At 47.3% G+C, this 18,210-nt stretch carries 15 protein-coding genes; 8 read left to right on the top strand and 7 right to left on the bottom strand.

Going from position 1 to position 18,210, the window contains the following annotated elements; translation table 11 throughout:
• Positions 1–166 precede the first annotated feature (166 nt).
• Entirely contained in the window at positions 167–814 is a 648-nt protein-coding gene (locus tag MJO46_RS02130) for a hypothetical protein (protein WP_253987911.1), read from the top strand.
• Between the two features lie 573 nt (positions 815–1,387).
• Complete coding sequence (locus MJO46_RS02125) at positions 1,388–2,722, top strand: ammonia-forming cytochrome c nitrite reductase subunit c552 (RefSeq protein WP_253987910.1); 1,335 nt, start codon at positions 1,388–1,390, stop codon at positions 2,720–2,722.
• 186 nt (positions 2,723–2,908) lie between these two features.
• On the opposite strand, the gene MJO46_RS02120 is transcribed toward MJO46_RS02125, so the two are convergent.
• Positions 2,909–4,180 carry a nitrate regulatory protein gene (locus MJO46_RS02120; protein WP_253987909.1) on the bottom strand — a complete coding sequence of 424 codons (1,272 nt, stop codon included), beginning with the start codon at positions 4,178–4,180 and terminating at the stop codon, positions 2,909–2,911.
• 484 nt (positions 4,181–4,664) lie between these two features.
• Here MJO46_RS02120 and MJO46_RS02115 point away from each other — a divergent pair, with 484 nt between their 5' ends.
• Positions 4,665–5,519, top strand: coding sequence for a formate/nitrite transporter family protein (locus tag MJO46_RS02115; protein WP_253987908.1), 855 nt, complete (start codon positions 4,665–4,667; stop codon positions 5,517–5,519).
• Positions 5,519–7,249: a bifunctional protein-serine/threonine kinase/phosphatase gene (locus MJO46_RS02110; RefSeq protein WP_253987907.1), complete on the top strand. Its 1,731-nt coding sequence runs from the start codon at positions 5,519–5,521 to the stop codon at positions 7,247–7,249. The genes MJO46_RS02115 and MJO46_RS02110 overlap by 1 nt, the downstream gene beginning before the upstream one ends.
• A gap of 106 nt (positions 7,250–7,355) precedes the next feature.
• Here the strand turns inward: MJO46_RS02110 and cobA are convergent, their stop codons facing one another.
• The 5 genes from cobA to MJO46_RS02085 all read right to left on the bottom strand — a co-directional run bounded on the left by cobA (position 7,356) and on the right by MJO46_RS02085 (position 14,724).
• Positions 7,356–8,234, bottom strand: coding sequence for a uroporphyrinogen-III C-methyltransferase (gene cobA / locus MJO46_RS02105; protein WP_253987906.1), 879 nt, complete (start codon positions 8,232–8,234; stop codon positions 7,356–7,358).
• An 80-nt stretch (positions 8,235–8,314) separates the two neighbouring features.
• Positions 8,315–8,674 carry a nitrite reductase small subunit NirD gene (gene nirD, locus MJO46_RS02100; RefSeq protein WP_253987905.1) on the bottom strand — a complete coding sequence of 120 codons (360 nt, stop codon included), beginning with the start codon at positions 8,672–8,674 and terminating at the stop codon, positions 8,315–8,317.
• Position 8,675: 1 nt separating this feature from the next.
• Positions 8,676–11,237: a nitrite reductase large subunit NirB gene (gene nirB / locus MJO46_RS02095; RefSeq protein WP_253987904.1), complete on the bottom strand. Its 2,562-nt coding sequence runs from the start codon at positions 11,235–11,237 to the stop codon at positions 8,676–8,678.
• A gap of 497 nt (positions 11,238–11,734) precedes the next feature.
• Positions 11,735–13,639, bottom strand: a complete 1,905-nt coding sequence (locus MJO46_RS02090; RefSeq protein ID WP_253987903.1) for a family 43 glycosylhydrolase — start codon at positions 13,637–13,639, stop codon at positions 11,735–11,737.
• Between the two features lie 2 nt (positions 13,640–13,641).
• Entirely contained in the window at positions 13,642–14,724 is a 1,083-nt protein-coding gene (locus MJO46_RS02085; protein WP_253987902.1) for an arabinan endo-1,5-alpha-L-arabinosidase, read from the bottom strand.
• A 207-nt stretch (positions 14,725–14,931) separates the two neighbouring features.
• Between MJO46_RS02085 and MJO46_RS02080 the strand changes: the two genes are divergently transcribed.
• The 4 genes from MJO46_RS02080 (at position 14,932) to MJO46_RS02065 (ending at position 17,231) form a co-directional block, all read left to right on the top strand.
• Positions 14,932–16,338, top strand: a complete 1,407-nt coding sequence (locus MJO46_RS02080) for an MFS transporter (protein ID WP_253987901.1) — start codon at positions 14,932–14,934, stop codon at positions 16,336–16,338.
• Between the two features lie 93 nt (positions 16,339–16,431).
• Positions 16,432–16,629 (top strand): beta-L-arabinofuranosidase domain-containing protein, encoded by a 198-nt coding sequence (locus MJO46_RS02075; RefSeq protein ID WP_253987900.1) that lies wholly within the window; start codon positions 16,432–16,434, stop codon positions 16,627–16,629.
• Positions 16,626–16,757 (top strand): DUF4986 domain-containing protein, encoded by a 132-nt coding sequence (locus MJO46_RS02070; protein ID WP_253987899.1) that lies wholly within the window; start codon positions 16,626–16,628, stop codon positions 16,755–16,757. The genes MJO46_RS02075 and MJO46_RS02070 overlap by 4 nt, the downstream gene beginning before the upstream one ends.
• A 36-nt stretch (positions 16,758–16,793) precedes the next feature.
• On the top strand, positions 16,794–17,231 hold the full coding sequence (locus MJO46_RS02065; protein ID WP_253987898.1) for a DUF6805 domain-containing protein: 438 nt from the start codon (positions 16,794–16,796) through the stop codon (positions 17,229–17,231).
• Between the two features lie 248 nt (positions 17,232–17,479).
• Here MJO46_RS02065 and MJO46_RS02060 read toward each other — a convergent pair whose 3' ends face one another.
• Complete coding sequence (locus tag MJO46_RS02060; protein ID WP_253987897.1) at positions 17,480–18,070, bottom strand: DUF4303 domain-containing protein; 591 nt, start codon at positions 18,068–18,070, stop codon at positions 17,480–17,482.
• Positions 18,071–18,210 lie beyond the last annotated feature (140 nt).

Here is an 18,210-nt window from a genome sequence, read left to right as displayed (position 1 = left end):
AGGGTCTTCGATGAGTTTCAAGTGTTCAAATAAGGACATGGATTAGGCTCAGTAGAATAACATGCCCGATCAGATCATGCAGATACGAAGAAGTTCCCTACTGTTAACAAAGTATGATCCCGCCCTGGCATTTGGATTAACCTAAATTAAGCCTAAGGAGTTTTCAGTGGATATCGAACTATCAAAGCTTTTAAATGAGCTGAATAATATATATACCAAATCCGACATAAGTAAGTATTGCTTAGAAAATGGGCATAAATGGTCCTATTCTTTAGTTGCCTCTACTCTCGAAAAAAATGGCCCACTTGTTATAGGATTCAACTGGGGAGCCTCAAAGGGAGAAGAATACGAACCTCAAACAGAAATAAAAAAAGCAAATTTCTTAACTGAAGATGTTGGTTCGCTATCTAGAATATATCCATTTTGTCGAAAACATTTCGGTGATGATTTTATATCAAAGATAACTCAATCAAATTATTGTTTTTTTAGATCTCACAATGAGTCTCAGATAAGCTCAAAAGACATTGAGTTGTGTGAGCCAATTCTTGAAAAATTGATTAGTATTATAGAACCTTCGATAATACTTTGTTTTTCAAGCAAACTCCGCGATTCACTCCTCAGAAGTAGTAAAATTCAATCACTAGAAAAGCTTGAAATTGAATACTATAGAGGAAGCTTTAAAATGACATATTGTGCAATAAAAGCAACCTTAAACTCTGGGGTTAAAATTAATTTTCTACCACACCCAAACTATCCCATTAAAGGTGAAGCCAGAATAAAAGCATGGGACTTTTGTTGTGGTCAGGAGAAATAATATTTTGAGGGGCGTTTAGAAAACTATATCGATCTGTGAGATTAATCTGACACAGAATTATGAACAGCCTCCGGTGGTTCGAGTCCACTCGGGTGTACCATTTCTTGGTAGTGTTCAAATTTCTGTGTCATTTCTTTAAGCTATACCAAAAAGAGATGATTTATGACCACACCTACTTTTGATATCAATGCTGCCATTCAAGTACTACGTGAAGGTAAAGACCTCACTGGCAAGGATGGCATCTTAACCCCTTTGATTAAGCTTTGATTTAGTCCACTTTATCGCTGTTACCTCAAAACTCATTCTGGCTTTTCTTTTTCCCATATGACCAAACATGATGTGCTTAATGCCCAGTCGATTGTTCCATCAATCGGCATATTCAAAAAGTTAACTGATATAGGCCAGTGCAATATATCACCTACTCAGTTATGGGCCTCAGGTCACACTGTGACCTATAAATTTACAATATTAGGTGCCTTGTCTCACATTAATTAGGGGTTATTTAAAAAGAGGTATAAATAATAAATGTTGATGTAAGTTATTGTATATAAAAACAACCTAGGTACAGTATCTATGAATACAACATCAATCTTCTTACTTGGGCTGATCTCATTTTCAGCAATGGCTAATGACAACAACCGTGTTGAACTCGCACGACAAGGTTGGAAAGCGACGGCAGAATCGAATCAAAGAGTCGATTTACTTGAAGAACGCCCAGATTTAGTGCTGCTTTACGCGGGCTCACCTTACGCAAAAGAATACAATAGTCCTCGGGGTCATCAATTCGCCATTATGGACGTTACTAACGTCTTACGAACAGGAAGCGGCAGTAAAGCACAGGGCGATCCGGGTGCAAGTTGTTGGTCCTGCAAAGCCCCTGGCGCAGTTCACTTAACTCAAACACTCGGTGAGCAAGGATTTGCGAGTAAAACCTTTGCCGAGGCAGCGTATGCCATGGATGTCAGTGTTGGCTGTGATGATTGCCACCAGCAAGGAACTGCAGCCTTAGATCTGCCGAGGGTGCATGCCAAGAATGCGATGAATAAAATACACATGCCCTTTGAAAAGCAAACCCTTGCCGTCAAATCATCTCAAGTTTGTGGTCAGTGCCATGTCACCTATTACTTTCAGCCAGAAAAATCGAACGCGGTGAATATCCCTTGGATATTCGGTAACGATGCTGACAACATAGAAAAATACTATGACACTAGGCGTTTCTTTGACTTTGTTCATCCCATTTCCGGTGTTCCCCTCGCCAAGGCTCGCCATCCTGAATTTGAACAATGGAGCCGAAGCATTCACGCACAAAGTGAGATTGGTTGTGTTGATTGCCACATGGCAGAAACCACATCTAAAGATGGCAATAGCTTTACTAGCCATAAAATTACCAGCAGTTTCAATAATTTTGATACTAAGTGCTCGGGCTGCCATGAAAGTGCCGCGGATCTCAATAAGCAAATCGCAAGCAATAAACGTGAACTTGATAACAAACGCACTGTCGTTGAAAAACTGCTTGTTAAAGCTCATATAGAGGCGGGCGCCGCTTGGGATCATGGACAAAAATGGTCCGATTTAGAGAGTGCCCTAATGGATATCAGGCATGCACAGTGGCGATGGGATTATGTGGTGTCATCACATGGTTCCCATGCGCACAACAGCAAAGAAGCCATGCAATTGTTAGATGTTGCTCAAAATCAAGTTGTTATGGCGAGGGCTAAATTAGCCAAGATTTTAAAAAATGCCAATGCTGCTGAAATCAATTATCCCGTTTTAAAGTCTAAAGCCGAGGCTCAAGCGTTTGTAGAACTCAATATGGAACAACTCAAGGCTGAAAAGCAGCAGTTCTTACAAGATGTCGTCAAAAAGAACTGGCCAAGTGCAAGCTATACCATTGATCAAACCCCCTGATATGACAATCAAGGTTGAGCCAGTATCTACACCTGTTATTGCATTTCAGCAGTAACCCAAAACAGCAACACTTAGGACTACATTTTCCCAGGTAAAGGGACTGAATACGTTGATGAAAATGAGCTTAGCATGGACGCCAAGCTCACTTTCGCGGGACACATAAAACAAACCCGTGAGTATTTGCCGCTATTGCATAAGCACTTTTACTACCGCATCGGCCACATCTGCAATACTGCTACGTTGTTTCATCGCACTTTGTTGTAATTGACGATAAGCCTGCGCTTCCGTCAAGTTTTTATACTGCATCAGCAATAACTTGGCTCGGTCAATCAGCTTTTGCTCCCCCATGGCTCGACGTGCATCCGCAAGCTCAGTTTGCATAGTGCGGATATGCTGAGCCTGTTCGGACAATAACTGATAAAAAGAGCGATTGGGCGCATTCATGCTTTGAGGAGCTGCAAGCAGCGGTGTCGCCGAAAACCCACACATACCTTGCATGCTAGGATCAATGAAGATGCTGACTCTAAAATTCATCGGCTGCTCACCAAATTGGGTGAGTTTGGCTGGATGACGCTGCAATTGCTGCTGCGCTGCACTTACCGTGATAAAGGTAAGCTTTTGCAACTGAGCAGTCAGTTTAATCTGTAATTGATGCATCTCATCCATGCGTTCAGTCGCAAACTGATACCAAAGATCACTCACCGCAGGCACTGGCGTTGTTGTGCCTGACAGTTGCTGCATCAGCGTTCTTAACTGTTGAAGTTGTTTGGTTGCCAAGCCTTGTTCTTGTTGATGCCACTGCAGTTGTTGCTCCTCAGAAGCAAACTCTAAAAAGACAACAGCACTCTGCTGTTGTGCTTGTTGTAGCAATAACAAACGCTCCCCCAACTCTGTGGTTAGCTGACCAGAGGCTAACCCTATCGCCCCCCAAGCGCGTTCCTGCCCTGCATATTCTTTGATTTGCAATAAGTTAAACAGCGCCACCAATAATCGGGTAATGTCTGCATCACAGACGAGATCTGTTGAATCCTGCACCACCACAAGCCATGTCGCGATTAAACTACTGTAGGCTTCTGTGGACTGCGGCGGCATCAATTGCTGCTTGCTTACCTTTTCACGTAATGCCGCCAATCTATCTAAGCACTGTAATGCCAGAGAGATCCCATTGAGCAGCCGACTGTTATTACACAGATCTTTTGCCTGTAGATATTGCTGAGTTAATTGCGTCCGTAGCTGTTGTTCAGCTTTGGTCGTTTGCAGCAGTTGCTGTTGACGTTGTTGTGCAAATAACTCACAACCCGAAGCGAGAAAAATATTACTGATACCACGCTCACGTTGCAGCTGATGCACCAATTCGCTAATGCCAGTCACCAATAAGCAATTGGCAGAAAGTTGCTCTAATGCGTTAATTTCAGCCTGTTTAGCTGCCAGTAGAAACTGGGTTGTCTGATAGTTCATCCATTCACTCTGAGTTGCTGGCGTTGGTGCAAAGCTAGCAATCGCTATTCCACATAGGTATTGACTGTCCTCAAGCCGCAGCCATGCTGAATTGTTAGCATATTGTTGCTATCTCAATAGCAGGCATTTACCCTTTATCGCCCTTTAACAGTGCAGTAAATGCACAGAAATGGTACTCGCTAGGGGCGACGGTTTAAATAAGCATTATATAAAACCAATTAAAATCATTACCTTGTATTTAATTTATTCACTGGCATCAAAGTTGCGTAGTGAGTGTGCAGAAGGTGGTGTCACCTTCAAACATCTTCCCTGGTTGTTCAGAATGTAAGCTGTGCTAATCACGCTACCGTTTTGGTGCAATGGGGAGCAGATTCAGGACAAAGGTGTCCCGCGATCATCTGGAAACAGCATGATCCGGACACCTTTTTTGTTTTCTAAAAACGCCTGAAAAACCACAGTAACAATAATAGTTAGAGGTGAATCTATGGCTTATTTAGTACCCGCTGAGTTCGTGACCAAAATGGTTGATGCCGGCGAATCCAAAATTTTTATGTCAACCCGAGATACTATGATCCGCGCCTATATGGCGGGAGCAATTTTAGCGTTAGCCGCTGTTTTTGCTGTCACTGTCGCCGTACAAACCGGTTCATTTTTAGTGGGTTCCATGCTATTCCCTGTGGGTTTTATTATGTTGTACCTAATGGGATTTGATTTACTGACGGGGGTGTTTGTTCTGACGCCTCTGGCATTACTCGACCGCCGCCCTGGCGTCACTGTTCAAGGGGTATTACGCAACTGGGGACTGGTATTTACCGGCAATTTCCTTGGCGCTTTGACGGTCGCGGGCATGATGGCTTTTGTATTAACGATGGGATTTAACACCGAAGCCGGCGCCGTTGGCGATAAACTTGCGGGTGTCGGTAAAGCCCGAACCTTAGGTTATGCTGAATATGGCACAGCTGGCTGGATGACGATTTTCCTGCGCGGCATGTTATGCAACTGGATGGTATCGATGGGCGTTGTTGGGGCAATGATATCAACCCATGTCAGTGGCAAAGTGCTGGCGATGTGGATGCCTATTATGTTGTTCTTTTTTATGGGTTTTGAGCACTCAGTGGTCAATATGTTTTTATTCCCTTTTGCCATGATGATGGGCGGTGATTTTTCGGTTATGGATTATCTACTCTGGAATGAAATTCCCACTGCTTTGGGCAATCTGGTCGGTGGTTTAGCCTTTACCGGTTTAACCCTCTATAGCACTCACTATAAAACGGCCCCAAAACGTCACCTTACAGCAAAGACCACCGGACCTTCGTCAGCAACACTGGCTAAATTTTAATGAAATTGCCAGCATCATCGCTGCAAGTCTCCATTGGCCAGTACTCCAGTGCTGGCCGCAAAGCGATAAATCAAGACTGCATGGGGGCCTATCAGCCCGAAGAGCCTGAATTAAGCCGCAAAGGCATAGTATTGGCAGTGGCCGATGGGATAAGCAGTAGTTCTGTGAGCCAGATTGCCAGTGAAACGGCTGTAAACAGTTTTCTCGTAGACTATTACTGTACCAGTGATGCTTGGTCAGTCCGCCATGCCGCCTTGCAGGTACTAAAGGCAAGCCATAACTGGCTATACGCCCAAAATCGTAATAGCCCCTTTGGGTTAGATCCTGATAAGGGCTATGTCTGTACCTTTAGTGCTTTAATACTAAAACAGCGTCATGCGCATCTGTTACATGTTGGGGATAGCCGGATTTATCTTCTGCGTGATCAGCAATTAGAACAATTGACGCGTGACCACAGAGTTTGGCGGGGTAGCGCTAATTTTTTAAGTCAAGCTATGGGAGCTGGTGCAGTACTCGAACCTGATTATTACAGTTTGCCTTTGCAGCCTGGAGATGTGTTTCTCTTGGCAACAGATGGTCTATTTGAACGATTAACACAAGCGCAAATTATTGAAAAAATTGCACTAATCACTCCATCGCAAGATCTATCACTACTGGCCCAGCAACTGGGCGAAACCGCATTTGCCGCAGGTAGTGAGGATAATATCACGCTGCAGGTGGTTAGAATTGATACTCTGGCAAATGATAACAGTGTGCCCAGTTGTATAGAGTCCGCGTTAGGTTTCCCACCATTGCTGCAACCGGGTGAAACATTGGACGGTATGCAGGTGATCCGTTCCTTACAACAAAGCAGCCGCAGCCATGTTTATTTGGTGCAAGATACCAGTAACGAGCAATTGATGGTGCTTAAGGCGCCATCGATAGATTTAGCCGAACAGTCCGAATATCTCGACTCGCTCATGCGCGAAGAATGGATAGCCAAGAGAGTCCACAGCCATCATGTACTGCGTCCAGCAAGTATCAATCGAACCCGCACTGCCCTATATACCTTATTCGAATATGTCGAAGGTCAGACCTTGAAACAGTGGCAACGGGATCACCCTGAACCTACGCTAGAGCAAGTTAGAGGCATCGTTGAGCAATTGGGAAAAGGCTTACAAGCGTTGCACCGCAGCGAGATTCTGCATCAAGATATCCGCCCAGATAATCTAATGATCACCCCTCAAGGTCTGGTTAAAATTATCGATTTTGGTGCAGCGCGGTTGGCAGGCTTACAGACGGATGATGAAGTGGCGGGGAACATTCCCGGTACAGCCCTGTACACTGCGCCTGAGTATTTTTTAGGGCTCGCTGGCACGGAACAATCAGATTTATATTCACTGGCAGTATTAACTTACCATCTGTTGTCAGGGCGTTTTCCTTATGGCCCCGATGCGGCTCGAGCCAAAAGTATTAAGGCGCAGAGAAAATTGCGCTATCAATCGGTATTAAGTAATGACAGCGAGCTACCAGTATGGCTGGATTTCACCTTACAAAAAGCATTGCAGCCGGATCCCAATAAACGTTACCCAGTCTTATCTGAATTTTTATATGATTTACGTCATCCCAATGCTGAGTTTCAAAAACAGCGTAGCCTGATTGAGCGCCACCCCCTAAGGTTTTGGCAATCACTGTGTGTATTACAGGCACTGATTATTTTGTGGCTGATAGCATTACAGCCGACAATATAAGCTGGACTAGAAACTAAGCTGGACTAGAAATTATCGCTCAGCTTAGTCGCACTCAGGCAACTTACGTTGCCTACTCGCCAATAAGCAACGCAAGGAAATAACTGAATTAGTTCTCAACGGCCACTTGCTGTAATAGGCTTAAGTCCACTTTCATCCGCTGCTTTAGCACCTCACCCACCACTATCAAAGTTGGACCAGCTAAAGGCTGAGCCGCAAGACGCTCACTGATATCAGTCAAAGTACCCTGTAGCTGGCTTTGCTGTGGGGTACTGACCTGATCCAAAAGTGCAATGGGTGTATCGTCCGGCCAACCAACAGAAACTAAACCTGCACACAATTGCTGTAAGCGGTTCAGCCCCATATAAACCACCAAGGTTGGGTTAGAACCATTGGCTCTGTACTGAAAACCAGACCAGTCAGGTTGTTTGTTTGGATCAGCAAACTGCGCTGTTAAAAACTGCACTGAAGTTGCACTACCACGGGCAGTCAGCGGAATACCACAATAAGCTGATGCCGCGCAGGCGCTGGTGACACCAGGCACTATTGCAAAAGCAATACCTGCCTGCTCTAAAGCTGCGGCTTCTTCCGACACCCGGCCAAAAATCGCCGGGTCGCCACCTTTTAACCGCACCACTAAACCACCTTGCTGACCGTATTCAACAAGCAACTGGTTGATCTCTTGTTGCGGCATCGCATGACGGCCGGCTCTTTTACCCACAAAGACTTTTTTACAACGCCGTGGCGCTATCGCCAATAGTTCAGCCGAGACTAAACTATCAAACAACAGCACATCAGCCTGCTGCAATAAACGCTGAGCTTTGACTGTGAGTAGTTCAGGATCACCAGGCCCTGCACCTATCAGCATCACCTGGCCTTTGCCAGCTGGTTTTTGCTGCCCAGAATCAGCCGTTTCGCCTTTCCAGTTCCAGCCAGACAGCCACTGCACTGCCTGTGGTACCCGTAGTAAATGACTGATCACACTCATCTTGCTTACCACCCTTTGATGCTGTTTTGTCTGTCTGCCTTGTCCTTTGCCTTTATCACGGATTTCTGCGAACCCTGCGATCAAGCCGCTGATGCTTGTTGATTTTGTAATTCAGCATTCAGCCATACTCTGCCCTGTTGCAGCTTGACGCCATACACAGGGATCACCACTTCAGGTTGTTCTAAGCACTGGCCTGTCGTCAGGTCAAAGTGCTGTTTATACAAAGGTGACGCCACTACGATTTGCTCACCTATAGAACCCACCATACCGCGCGACAACACATTCGCCTTACCAAGCGGATCGTAATTTCCTACCGCATAAATCTGCGGCTCGCCTTGCAGCTCCAGCAAAAACACCGCCACTTGCTGGCCATTCAGCAAAGCGCAAATACCGCTGTTTTCGACTAAGTCTTCAAAAGCACAAATATCAGTCCAGGCCATATTAGTTCTCCTCTGCTAAAGCCTTTACAGGCAGCTCTGTGATGGGGATTTGTTGTTGCCACTGGCGTTTTTCTTCTGCAGTAGCAGGGCGAATTTGCGCACGTTCCTCAACAAAAACGATGTTTTCATCTGCATCCGGACTGTTTACAAACTGGCGAAAACGTTTCAGCGCTTGCGGGTCTTCCTGCGTGGCTTTCCACTCACAGGCATAAGTATTCACTAAAGCCGCCATCTGGTTTTCCAGCTCTGTACCTATTCCCAGCTCGTCGTCGATAATGACTTTACGCAGATAGTCCAAACCACCATCCAGTTTTTCCATCCAAACGGAGGTGCGCTGCAAACGGTCGGCTGTGCGGATATACAACATCAGAATGCGGTCTATGTAGCGGATTAAGGTGTCGGTATCGAGGTCGGTGGCAAATAAGTCGGCGTGACGTGGCCTCATACCGCCATTACCGCAGACATACAGGTTCCAGCCGTTTTCGGTGGCAATAATGCCAATGTCTTTGCTTTGCGCTTCAGCACATTCGCGGGTACAACCCGACACTGCCATTTTGATTTTGTGTGGCGCACGTAAACCTTTATAGCGGTTTTCGATAGCTATAGCCTGACCGACACTATCCTGCACGCCATAACGACACCAGGTACTGCCCACACAAGATTTGACTGTACGCAGCGACTTGCCATAGGCATGGCCTGTCTCAAAACCCGCATCGACCAAACGCTGCCAAATAGCGGGTAACTGCTCCAAACGGGCGCCAAACAAGTCGATCCGCTGACCACCAGTAATTTTGGTGTAGAGGTTAAAATCCAAAGCCACCTGACCTATCACCAGCAGTTTTTCTGCGGTGATTTCACCACCAGCAATACGCGGCACTACTGAATAAGAACCGTCCTTTTGCATATTGGCAAGAAAGGTATCGTTGGTGTCCTGCAAACCTATATGAGGCTTTTTCAGTACATAATCATTCCAGCTCGACGCCAGAATAGAGCCCACTGTCGGCTTACAAATATCACAGCCCAAACCCTGACCATGACGACTCAAGAGTTCGGCAAAGGTTTTAATACCGCCGACCTGGACTAAATGCAGCAATTCCTGGCGGGAATAAGCAAAGTGTTCACAGAGATGATTTTTTACCTCCACACCACGGCTTTTTAACTCATCATCCACTACGGATTTGAGCAAAGCAGTACAACCGCCACAACCCGTACTGGCCTTGGTGCAGCTTTTAACGCTGGTCAAATCGCAGCAACCACTGTCCATCGCCGCCACTATGTCGCCTTTGGCCACGTTATGGCAGGAACAAATGGTCGCGCTGTTGGGTAAGGTTAAAGCAGCTAAAGGTGCGCCGGACGCTGCAGGTAAAATCAGTTGCTCCGGTTGTTTGGGCAGCAGCATATCGTTGAGGGCATACTGCAGCAGACTGTCATAGTTACTGGTGTCGCCGACCAATACAGCCCCCAGCAGTCGTTTACCGTCGGAGCTTACCACCATTTTTTTGTAGACCTGAGCACGCGGGTCGGTAAATATATAGCTTAAGGCGCCGGGCGTTCTGGCATGGGCATCGCCAATAGAACCGACTTCCACACCCAGCAGTTTCAGCTTGGTGCTCATATCAGCCCCGCTAAATTTTTGCTCGCCCCCTGTCAGTTGGCTGACCACCACACGCGCCATCTGATAACCCGGTGCCACCAGACCAAAAATCTTTTGCTGCCACAAAGCACATTCACCTATGGCATAAATATGGGGGTCGGACGTCTGGCACTGATCATTGACGACAATGCCACCTCTATCACCCACAGCTAAACCACAGCTGCGCGCCAACTGGTCATAAGGCCTGATCCCGGCAGAAAACAACACTAAGTCCGTCTCTAAACTTTCGCCATCAGCAAACTGCAACTGATAACGACATTCAGCGCCAGCTACTATGGCCTGAGTCGCTTTGCCGGTATGCACCTGCACACCCAAGTCTGTAATTTTCTGGCTTAACATCTGGCCGCCGCCCTGATCCAGCTGCACCGCCATCAGTTGTGGCGCAAACTCCACCACATGAGTTTGTAAACCCAGTTGTTTCAGCGCATTGGCCGCTTCCAGCCCAAGCAAACCACCGCCTATCACTACCCCCACTTTGCTTACAGCAGCGCTTTTTGCTATCGCCTCCAAATCCTGCAAAGTGCGATACACCAGACAATGTGGCTGATCATTACCAGGAATAGGCGGCACAAAGGCGTAAGAGCCTGTCGCCAGCACCAGCTCGTCGTAATAAAACTGCCCGCCCTGACGGGTTACAACTAGCTGCTGCTCGCGGTCTATTTGCTCCACCCAACAATTTAAGCGGTATTGAATATGAGCCGCCTGATAGGCTTCTTCTGTCGTTAACGCCAGTTGCTCCGCGCTGGTGCCGCTGAAATAGCCGGATAAATGCACCCTGTCATATGCCAGCTGAGCTTCACCACAAAGCACAGTAATCTGCGCCGCTGGGTCTTTGGCCCGCAATTGATCAACAAAATGGTGCCCCACCATGCCGTTGCCGATCACCAGAATCTGTTTGGTCTGCTGCATTGTTTTGTCCTTAAGGCCTTTGGCGGCTGACTCGACAGCCAAATTTTGCCCATAAAAAAGCCCGCATCCGGGCTACCTAAAGGCAGTCAGATCGCAGGCTTCGTTGCCAGCACACAGCCAGAGCTATGCGCTTAAATTCAAATTGTGTTGCATCCGTGACTGAATGCGAATGATGTAAAGCACAAAGGGTGCCACCTTATTAATTATTTGATTTTATTGAATAACACTAACCAATTAAGCGACAACTTAGTCAGTGATTGCGTTAAATTGGTGCAAAGCAGCACCAAATTTATGCAAGTCACGCCGCTTGCAATACGTCTTCTGTGGCTGTCATTTACAGTATAAAAAAGAGCAGTAACTGCATACACAATTACTGCCCTGGTGCCGAGCAATCTAGGCTCAACTAAGATGCCGTTAAGCGACCTCAACTTAAACGACATTACAAGCAAGCGATTAGCCACCGCCGTGGTGATGCTCAGTTATTTCAAAGGGATAAATTATTTCACCTCTCTAAAGTAGAACTGTTGTGAGATGGTGTTTTTCCATACGTCTTCCACAATATTATCGCCATTGGCATAGGAGCCATTGGCCACTTTCATTGACGAACCGCCCTTACGGGACACCACCCGTAATGAACCATTAGGCATCAATTCGCTGCGGAACTCACTGTCGATCGCATTACAGGCTCCCAGTTGAAGATTACCTTCATTGGTCACAAGGCACTGAGGCGTAGTTTGGTTTGAAAGCTGGAGGGATTGCAGGCGATAAAAGCCGTCCGTCGTCGGCATGGCTTGCCACTGCTGGCAGGCACCGCCCGTATATTCAAACTGGGCCACATTGGCATTAGCTTGAACATGACATTGATCTGCACTCACCACGCGGCCACTGTGGGCGTTGACTATGGCAAATGTTGACACAGGCTCAATCCGCCAATCTGTGCATTCACTGACGTGGTTTTCGCCCGCGACCACTTCCGCGCCGGCCTTTTTGCTACAGTTTTTTGCCTGCAGATTGCCGATTGAGCGATCGTTGGCAAAGCGGAACCAGCCCTCACGGGTAGAATCCACCGACCAACGCTGGCAACGGGATGCGACCCAAGGCGCAGTATTCAGTGCCGTTGAAGACTCATCTTGACACTGAGCCTGGGTTAAAAAGGTTCCCTGACCCACATTAGCAAAGCGATACAGGCCATCGTTACTCGGGTCGATAACCCATTGGCTGTTGTCACCCTCGCACTTACCGACACTGACTTTGCCCTTGGCATTGGTCACCAGGCATTGACCAACGTCACGGCTCATGATGCGGTATTTTACGCCTTCCACTTGGGCGGTTATCGGACCAAACTCGCCACTTGGGACGGGCAGTTGTTTTTTATCCGCCATAGGTTCACCAAATTTGGGCAAACCTTTGTTATCCCAAGTAAAGGGCTGTGCACGGGCTGCGCGGGTACCGCTACAACCGTCGGAGGCCGAGGAGTTGCCATGGTAAATAAGCCAATCCTCTTTCCCATCGGGAGACTTAAAGAAACCATGATGGCCAGGGCCATAGACACCGTTCGCCTTACTAAAGAAGGGCTTGTCGAACTTGGTCCATGCGGCTGGATCCATAGGATCATCCCCCGTGAGTTCGACCACGCCTAAGGAATAATCCTCAGTGTTACAAAAACTTGCCGAGTGGACTAAAAAGGTTCTGCCCCCATGCTGGATAATCTCAGGACCTTCGTTAACGTTTAAGCCTGATTTTTCCCAGTCGTGAATAGGCGCAGTGATCACCTTATGTTCGCCCTCGACGGTCCAAGGATTGCTCATCTTTGCAATCAAGTTGACTTGATCTTGCCCATGCCATTCCGACCAGAGGAAATATAGCTGGCCTTGATGTTCTAAATAGCTGCCGTCGATATTCCAATGATCCGGCATTGGGGTGCCCTTAAACTTGTAGGGGCCCATGGGGTCGCTGCCTTCACTCTCTAGGATATGGTTTCGCTGGCCATCGAAATTTTCTGCCACGCCCGAGGTGTAAATTACATACCAACGTAGTCCCTGTGCGGTTTGCAGAGGGTGGAATTCGAACGCCCAAAAGTTACAGCAGTTCGACTTATCGGTGCCGCTCCAAATATTGTGGGCTGGGGCATCGGCAAGCCCAGCGATGGTCGGCGACTTACGCATCACCAACTCTGAGGTCCAAGTCGTAGTGGTCAGATAATAGTTACCATTGTGGTATTCGAGCCATGGATCGGCGCCGTTACGAAATAACGGATTCGCAAAGGTCGCTGCGGTAATGCGGTTTTCATCCGCGCCCTTAGCACTCTCTGCTGCATCTAGATTACCTGCCCCCAAGCAGGTCGCGCTAAGTCCCATAGCCAGCGCAAGCGCCGCCATTCGTTTGTTGATTGTGTGAGTCATTATTATTTTGTTCCTTCGGGTGCAACTAATACGCTCTGGTACTGATTGAGCGCCTTAGGATCGACCTCTGGCCAACCTTGGCGCCAGCTAAGTTCCGCCATCTTGAGTTTTTGTAAGCCATTATCGGCGGATTCGTAGGCATGAAAGACTAAGTAATCTTTACCGTCGAAGGCATAAACACTGTTATGGCCCAATCCCGGCCAGGCTTTAGTGCCGTGCAGTAAAACCGAACCGCCGCCTTGCGCCATGTCTTTGCCCTCTTTATCGAGGTAAGGCCCTGTCACCGTTTTGGCGCGGCCCACGGCTAAGTGGTAGGTGCTGTCATCCCCTCGGCAGCAAAGGCCATAGGAGACAAATAGATAGTAATAATCATCTTTTTTATAGATAAAAGGCGCTTCGATTTGCGCAGGACCTGGCTCCGTTTCGGCAACTAACGCTGGGCGTTCTAACTTAGCTAAGGTGTACCACTCTTCTGGCTTGGCGATGGAGATAAAATCTGGATTAAGTTTGACCAGTTTTAACCCTTGCCAGAAGGAGCCAAAACTCATCCAAGGTGTACCCTTTTCATCGACAATAATATTGGGATCAATGGCATTCCACGCATCGCGATTAGGCACGGATTGAAGAATTATGCCCTTATCTGTCCACTGGTAGTCCTTCGAGTTTTTATCGAGGGTTTTATTGACTGTCACCCCAATGGCGGAGGTGTTTTTACCAAAGGCAGACACTGAGTAATACAGATAGAACAGCCCATTGTGCTCGATAATATCCGGCGCCCACAAATGGCCGTTAAACCCAGGTGCCACCGCCCTCGCCCAGCTCGGTTCGGTTTCAAATACTCGGCCCGCCAGTGTCCAATGGACTTTATCCTTGGAGGAATAATAGGTAATGCCGGGGCCTGTGCTGAAGAGATAATACTGTTCAGCCTCCTTGGCCATCACAGGATCATGAATACTCACCTGCTCGGCACAAACTTGACCTAGGGTTGCCAACATGCCCAGCAGCGCACAATTGAGCATCTTAAGGTGACGTCTTAGGGCTGTTTTCGGTGTGACTTTTTTCGATGTGACAGTTATCGCTAGCATCAATTCTCCTTATGAACCCCATCCATTTTGCAAAATAGCTATTATGCTATTGTATGATGAATTAAGTTATCATACTATCAGGACAAGGAAGCAACAATCAAATGCAAAAAAATTAACAGGAGAAAAATGTGTTAACATTGCGGATGCGGTAAACCGCAAAATAACACAATAACTCACTGTTTATAATAAATATAATAAGGATTTCTGATGAGTTCTCAAAAATTGTCAGTCATTGAAAAGATCGGTTACGGCTCCGGGGACATGGCCGTTAACGTGGTGATGTCGTCAATGATGTTAATTATTACCTTCTTTTATACCGATATTTTTGGGCTAAAGCCCGCCGATGTCGGGATCCTGTTCCTGCTGGTCCGTCTTATCGATGCCGTTACCGATCCCTTGATGGGCATTATTAACGATAAAGTGACCACCCGTTGGGGAAGATATCGCCCCTACTTCCTGTTTATGGCGATTCCCTTTGGTATTTCCGTCTTCTTAACCTTCTCGACCCCAGACTGGGATTACAATGCCAAGCTTATCTGGGCCTACTCGACCTATATTCTGGTCACTATCATCTTTACCACTGTGACTATTCCGTATATTTCGATTATCAGCGTTATCACCGACGATCCGAAAGAGCGCTTATCCGCCAACGGTTATCGTTTGTTCTTCGCCAAAATTGCCGCCTTTTTAGTAACCATTATTGTGCCTATGTTAGCTTCAGCCTGGGGCGGTGAAGACATCGCCGCGGGTTATCAAAAGGCCATGGGTTTGATGGCATTAATGGCAACACTGTTGTTTTTATTTTGCTTTTTTACTACCACAGAGCGTGTGGCCTACAAGGTTGAAACTAAGCCTGTTGCCATGCAGTTGCGATTATTGCTCAAAAACGACCAATGGTTAGTGTTAACCGCGATTTGTGTGATTGGCACCATTGGCTATGTGATCCGCGGCTCAGTGGCGGCCTACTACGCCACCTACTACTTGGGCGGCGATGCCAAAATGCTCTCGGCCTTCCTATCGACCGGTGTGGGCGCGGCGATTCTGGCCATGGTGGCTTCGACTTGGATCACTAAGCGTTACTGCAAACTGAAACTGTTCCGCTACAGCCAAATTGCCGTCGGGATCTTAAGTGTCATTATGTTCTTTGCCGTACAACCGGGGGACATAGTACTGGCCTTTGTGCTCTATTTTGCCATTTCATTTGTGGTGGACTTACATGCGCCAATCTTCTGGTCGGTGATTTCCGAGTCGGTGGATTACGGCACAGTCAAAACGGGCCATAGGGTGTCGGGCCTTGCCTTTGGCGGGATCTCATTCGCCCAAAAAGCAGGCATGGGCGCAGCGGGCTTTGTGGTGGGTATGTTGTTGACCTATTTCAACTATCAACCCGGTGCAACCCAAAGCGAATTTGCGCTGACGGGGATTTCATTAATGCTGACGGTTATCCCTGGTGCATTCCACGCGCTGATGGGATTACTGATGTTCAAATATAAGATTTCTGACCGCGTGTATGAAGAAATCAAGCAGGCTTTACCCGAGCAAACGCACTCAAGCCAAGTTGATACCAGCCGTGAGGTCAATCCAAAGGCCGTGACGAGCCAAGTCTCGGCGTAATTCATTTAATGACCATTTAATTCAACTATGGCCATTTCGCTTAAATATGACAAAGCCCCTACCAAGGGGCTTTTTTATCACACCGTATGACATTTGCGTTATATCGATTACTACGAACGTGCACTCTACAACCATATCCTCTCGTCCCAGCATCCGCAAACTGGCGGCCTAGTGTATTTTACGCCGATGCGCCCCGACCATTACCGCGTCTATTCATCTGCGCAGGAAAGTATGTGGTGTTGTGTCGGTTCTAGCATCGAAAACCATGCTAAATCCGCCGTGAGCCCATGAGTCAGCTGCAATTCACCACCGGGAAAGCCCGCACTAATCAAGCTAGCTCAATCACGCTGATCCCCTTCTTTCGTCTGCACGACAGCCGCTATACCTTGTATTTTGGCCAGAGTGCTCCCGATGAATAGCAGCAGAAACAGCAAGCGTTAGCTCAAAAAGCCCAGATGGAAGCCAAGCTGATGGCGCAAACCTTAGATAGTGTGCAGCCCGGTGAGCAGCAACCTGAGTCGGATCATTTCTTTAAGGCATCAAAGAGTGAAGCGGGCCTTAATGGTAATCGCCATTGGCGCCATGCCCAGGATTGGTTTAGTTATCAACTCGATGCCAAAGGTGAACTCCAACCCGTATTGCGCTTAACCTACTTTGGTTTGGATGCTGGGCGACGTTTTGACATTTTGATCAACGATAAGCGCCTAGCCGAAGTCACACTGCCTGCCGATAAGGGCCCGACATTTTACAACGTCGACTACCCTATTCCCGCCGACATGCTTTTAGATAGCACAGTGCCCTTCAGGGTGAAATTTGTGGTAAAACCGGGCTCGATTGCCAGCGGTTTATATGAGGTGCGCCTGCTAAAAAGCGAGCCAAGCTCGACTCAATAAGCCGAGCATCCCGAGCGCAATATGTGAACTTGGGCTAAAAACGCTCATTCAGACAAGGGAAAGTGAGACGCTTTCCCTTGTTTCTTTATCCCCTTACCCATAGATTCTGCGCTAGGCATTACCTGATGTGTGCTGGTGGCTCTATGCTGCTATCAGTCACTATCCGTAAATATCAGTCCATATCGGGTAGGATATCGTCGGTTGCAGGCTAACAAGCCAGTTGCGTTGAAAATTTTTGCTGGCAAAATTTATTGCCATTGCTGATAAAAATGAGCAATCATCTCTTTATCATTGCAACTCTGAACAAAATAATCGATATCAGCATCGCTTTGATCGCCAAACCAGACGGAAAACAATATTGCCTGCGGGTTCAGCGGGCGCTTGGCTTTAACTTCATTGAGCGCCCTGACTAATATGGCGTACAAGGCTTTGAGGTAAGCATCAAATGCCTCTTCGGACTCGAGCGATTCAGCGTCCTCATGCAGCAATTGCAGTTTGTCGTTAATCGCCTCAAAAATATCTTCATTTTCATCGTGATGTGGAGAGTCGCAGGCCGACCAGCGCAGCGTTTGCTTAAGCTCTGCAAGGGATTTATGCCGAAAACGATGATCGTTTTGATATTTCTGTGCGACGGCAGTCAAACCTTCCTCAGTGAAAAGCGTGACGCCTAAATATTCCACTAAGGGCGTGCTGTATAGACAGAAACCGTATACGGTTTCCGCCGGATATTGCGACAGCCACCAATCGTAATATTCCGCTAGTGCCAGAGCGAGTTCCTGAGCTAAGTCTTCCAATCCAGCTTCAATATCCGCACTAAGCTTGTCCTTATTTATCGCCATATCCCTACTCCTCGATCTTGGCAAAATCATCATCACTGAAATTCACTCCCACACTCAGGCAGGACTCCTACCCACAATGTGAATGCTCGGGCGGCAATATAACATCTTTAGGTTCAAAGATTGAATCGCTTAAGTGATTG

This window comes from Shewanella sp. KJ2020, assembly GCF_024197625.1.
Lineage (GTDB): Bacteria > Pseudomonadota > Gammaproteobacteria > Enterobacterales > Shewanellaceae > Shewanella.
Note: the sequence above shows the minus strand (reverse complement) of the source record. Positions and strands in the feature narration are given on the sequence as shown.

What these genes read in the sequence shown, in the direction of transcription:
- MJO46_RS02125 (WP_253987910.1), top strand. Translation starts at nt 1,388, where the DNA reads ATGAATACAACATCAATCTTCTTACTTGGGCTGATCTCATTTTCAGCA.
- MJO46_RS02120 (WP_253987909.1), bottom strand. Translation starts at nt 4,180, where the DNA reads ATGAACTATCAGACAACCCAGTTTCTACTGGCAGCTAAACAGGCTGAA.
- MJO46_RS02115 (WP_253987908.1), top strand. Translation starts at nt 4,665, where the DNA reads ATGGCTTATTTAGTACCCGCTGAGTTCGTGACCAAAATGGTTGATGCC.
- MJO46_RS02110 (WP_253987907.1), top strand. Translation starts at nt 5,519, where the DNA reads ATGAAATTGCCAGCATCATCGCTGCAAGTCTCCATTGGCCAGTACTCC.
- cobA (WP_253987906.1), bottom strand. Translation starts at nt 8,234, where the DNA reads ATGAGTGTGATCAGTCATTTACTACGGGTACCACAGGCAGTGCAGTGG.
- nirD (WP_253987905.1), bottom strand. Translation starts at nt 8,674, where the DNA reads ATGGCCTGGACTGATATTTGTGCTTTTGAAGACTTAGTCGAAAACAGC.
- nirB (WP_253987904.1), bottom strand. Translation starts at nt 11,237, where the DNA reads ATGCAGCAGACCAAACAGATTCTGGTGATCGGCAACGGCATGGTGGGG.
- MJO46_RS02090 (WP_253987903.1), bottom strand. Translation starts at nt 13,639, where the DNA reads ATGACTCACACAATCAACAAACGAATGGCGGCGCTTGCGCTGGCTATG.
- MJO46_RS02085 (WP_253987902.1), bottom strand. Translation starts at nt 14,724, where the DNA reads ATGCTAGCGATAACTGTCACATCGAAAAAAGTCACACCGAAAACAGCC.
- MJO46_RS02080 (WP_253987901.1), top strand. Translation starts at nt 14,932, where the DNA reads ATGAGTTCTCAAAAATTGTCAGTCATTGAAAAGATCGGTTACGGCTCC.
- MJO46_RS02070 (WP_253987899.1), top strand. Translation starts at nt 16,626, where the DNA reads ATGAGTCAGCTGCAATTCACCACCGGGAAAGCCCGCACTAATCAAGCT.
- MJO46_RS02065 (WP_253987898.1), top strand. Translation starts at nt 16,794, where the DNA reads ATGGAAGCCAAGCTGATGGCGCAAACCTTAGATAGTGTGCAGCCCGGT.
- MJO46_RS02060 (WP_253987897.1), bottom strand. Translation starts at nt 18,070, where the DNA reads ATGGCGATAAATAAGGACAAGCTTAGTGCGGATATTGAAGCTGGATTG.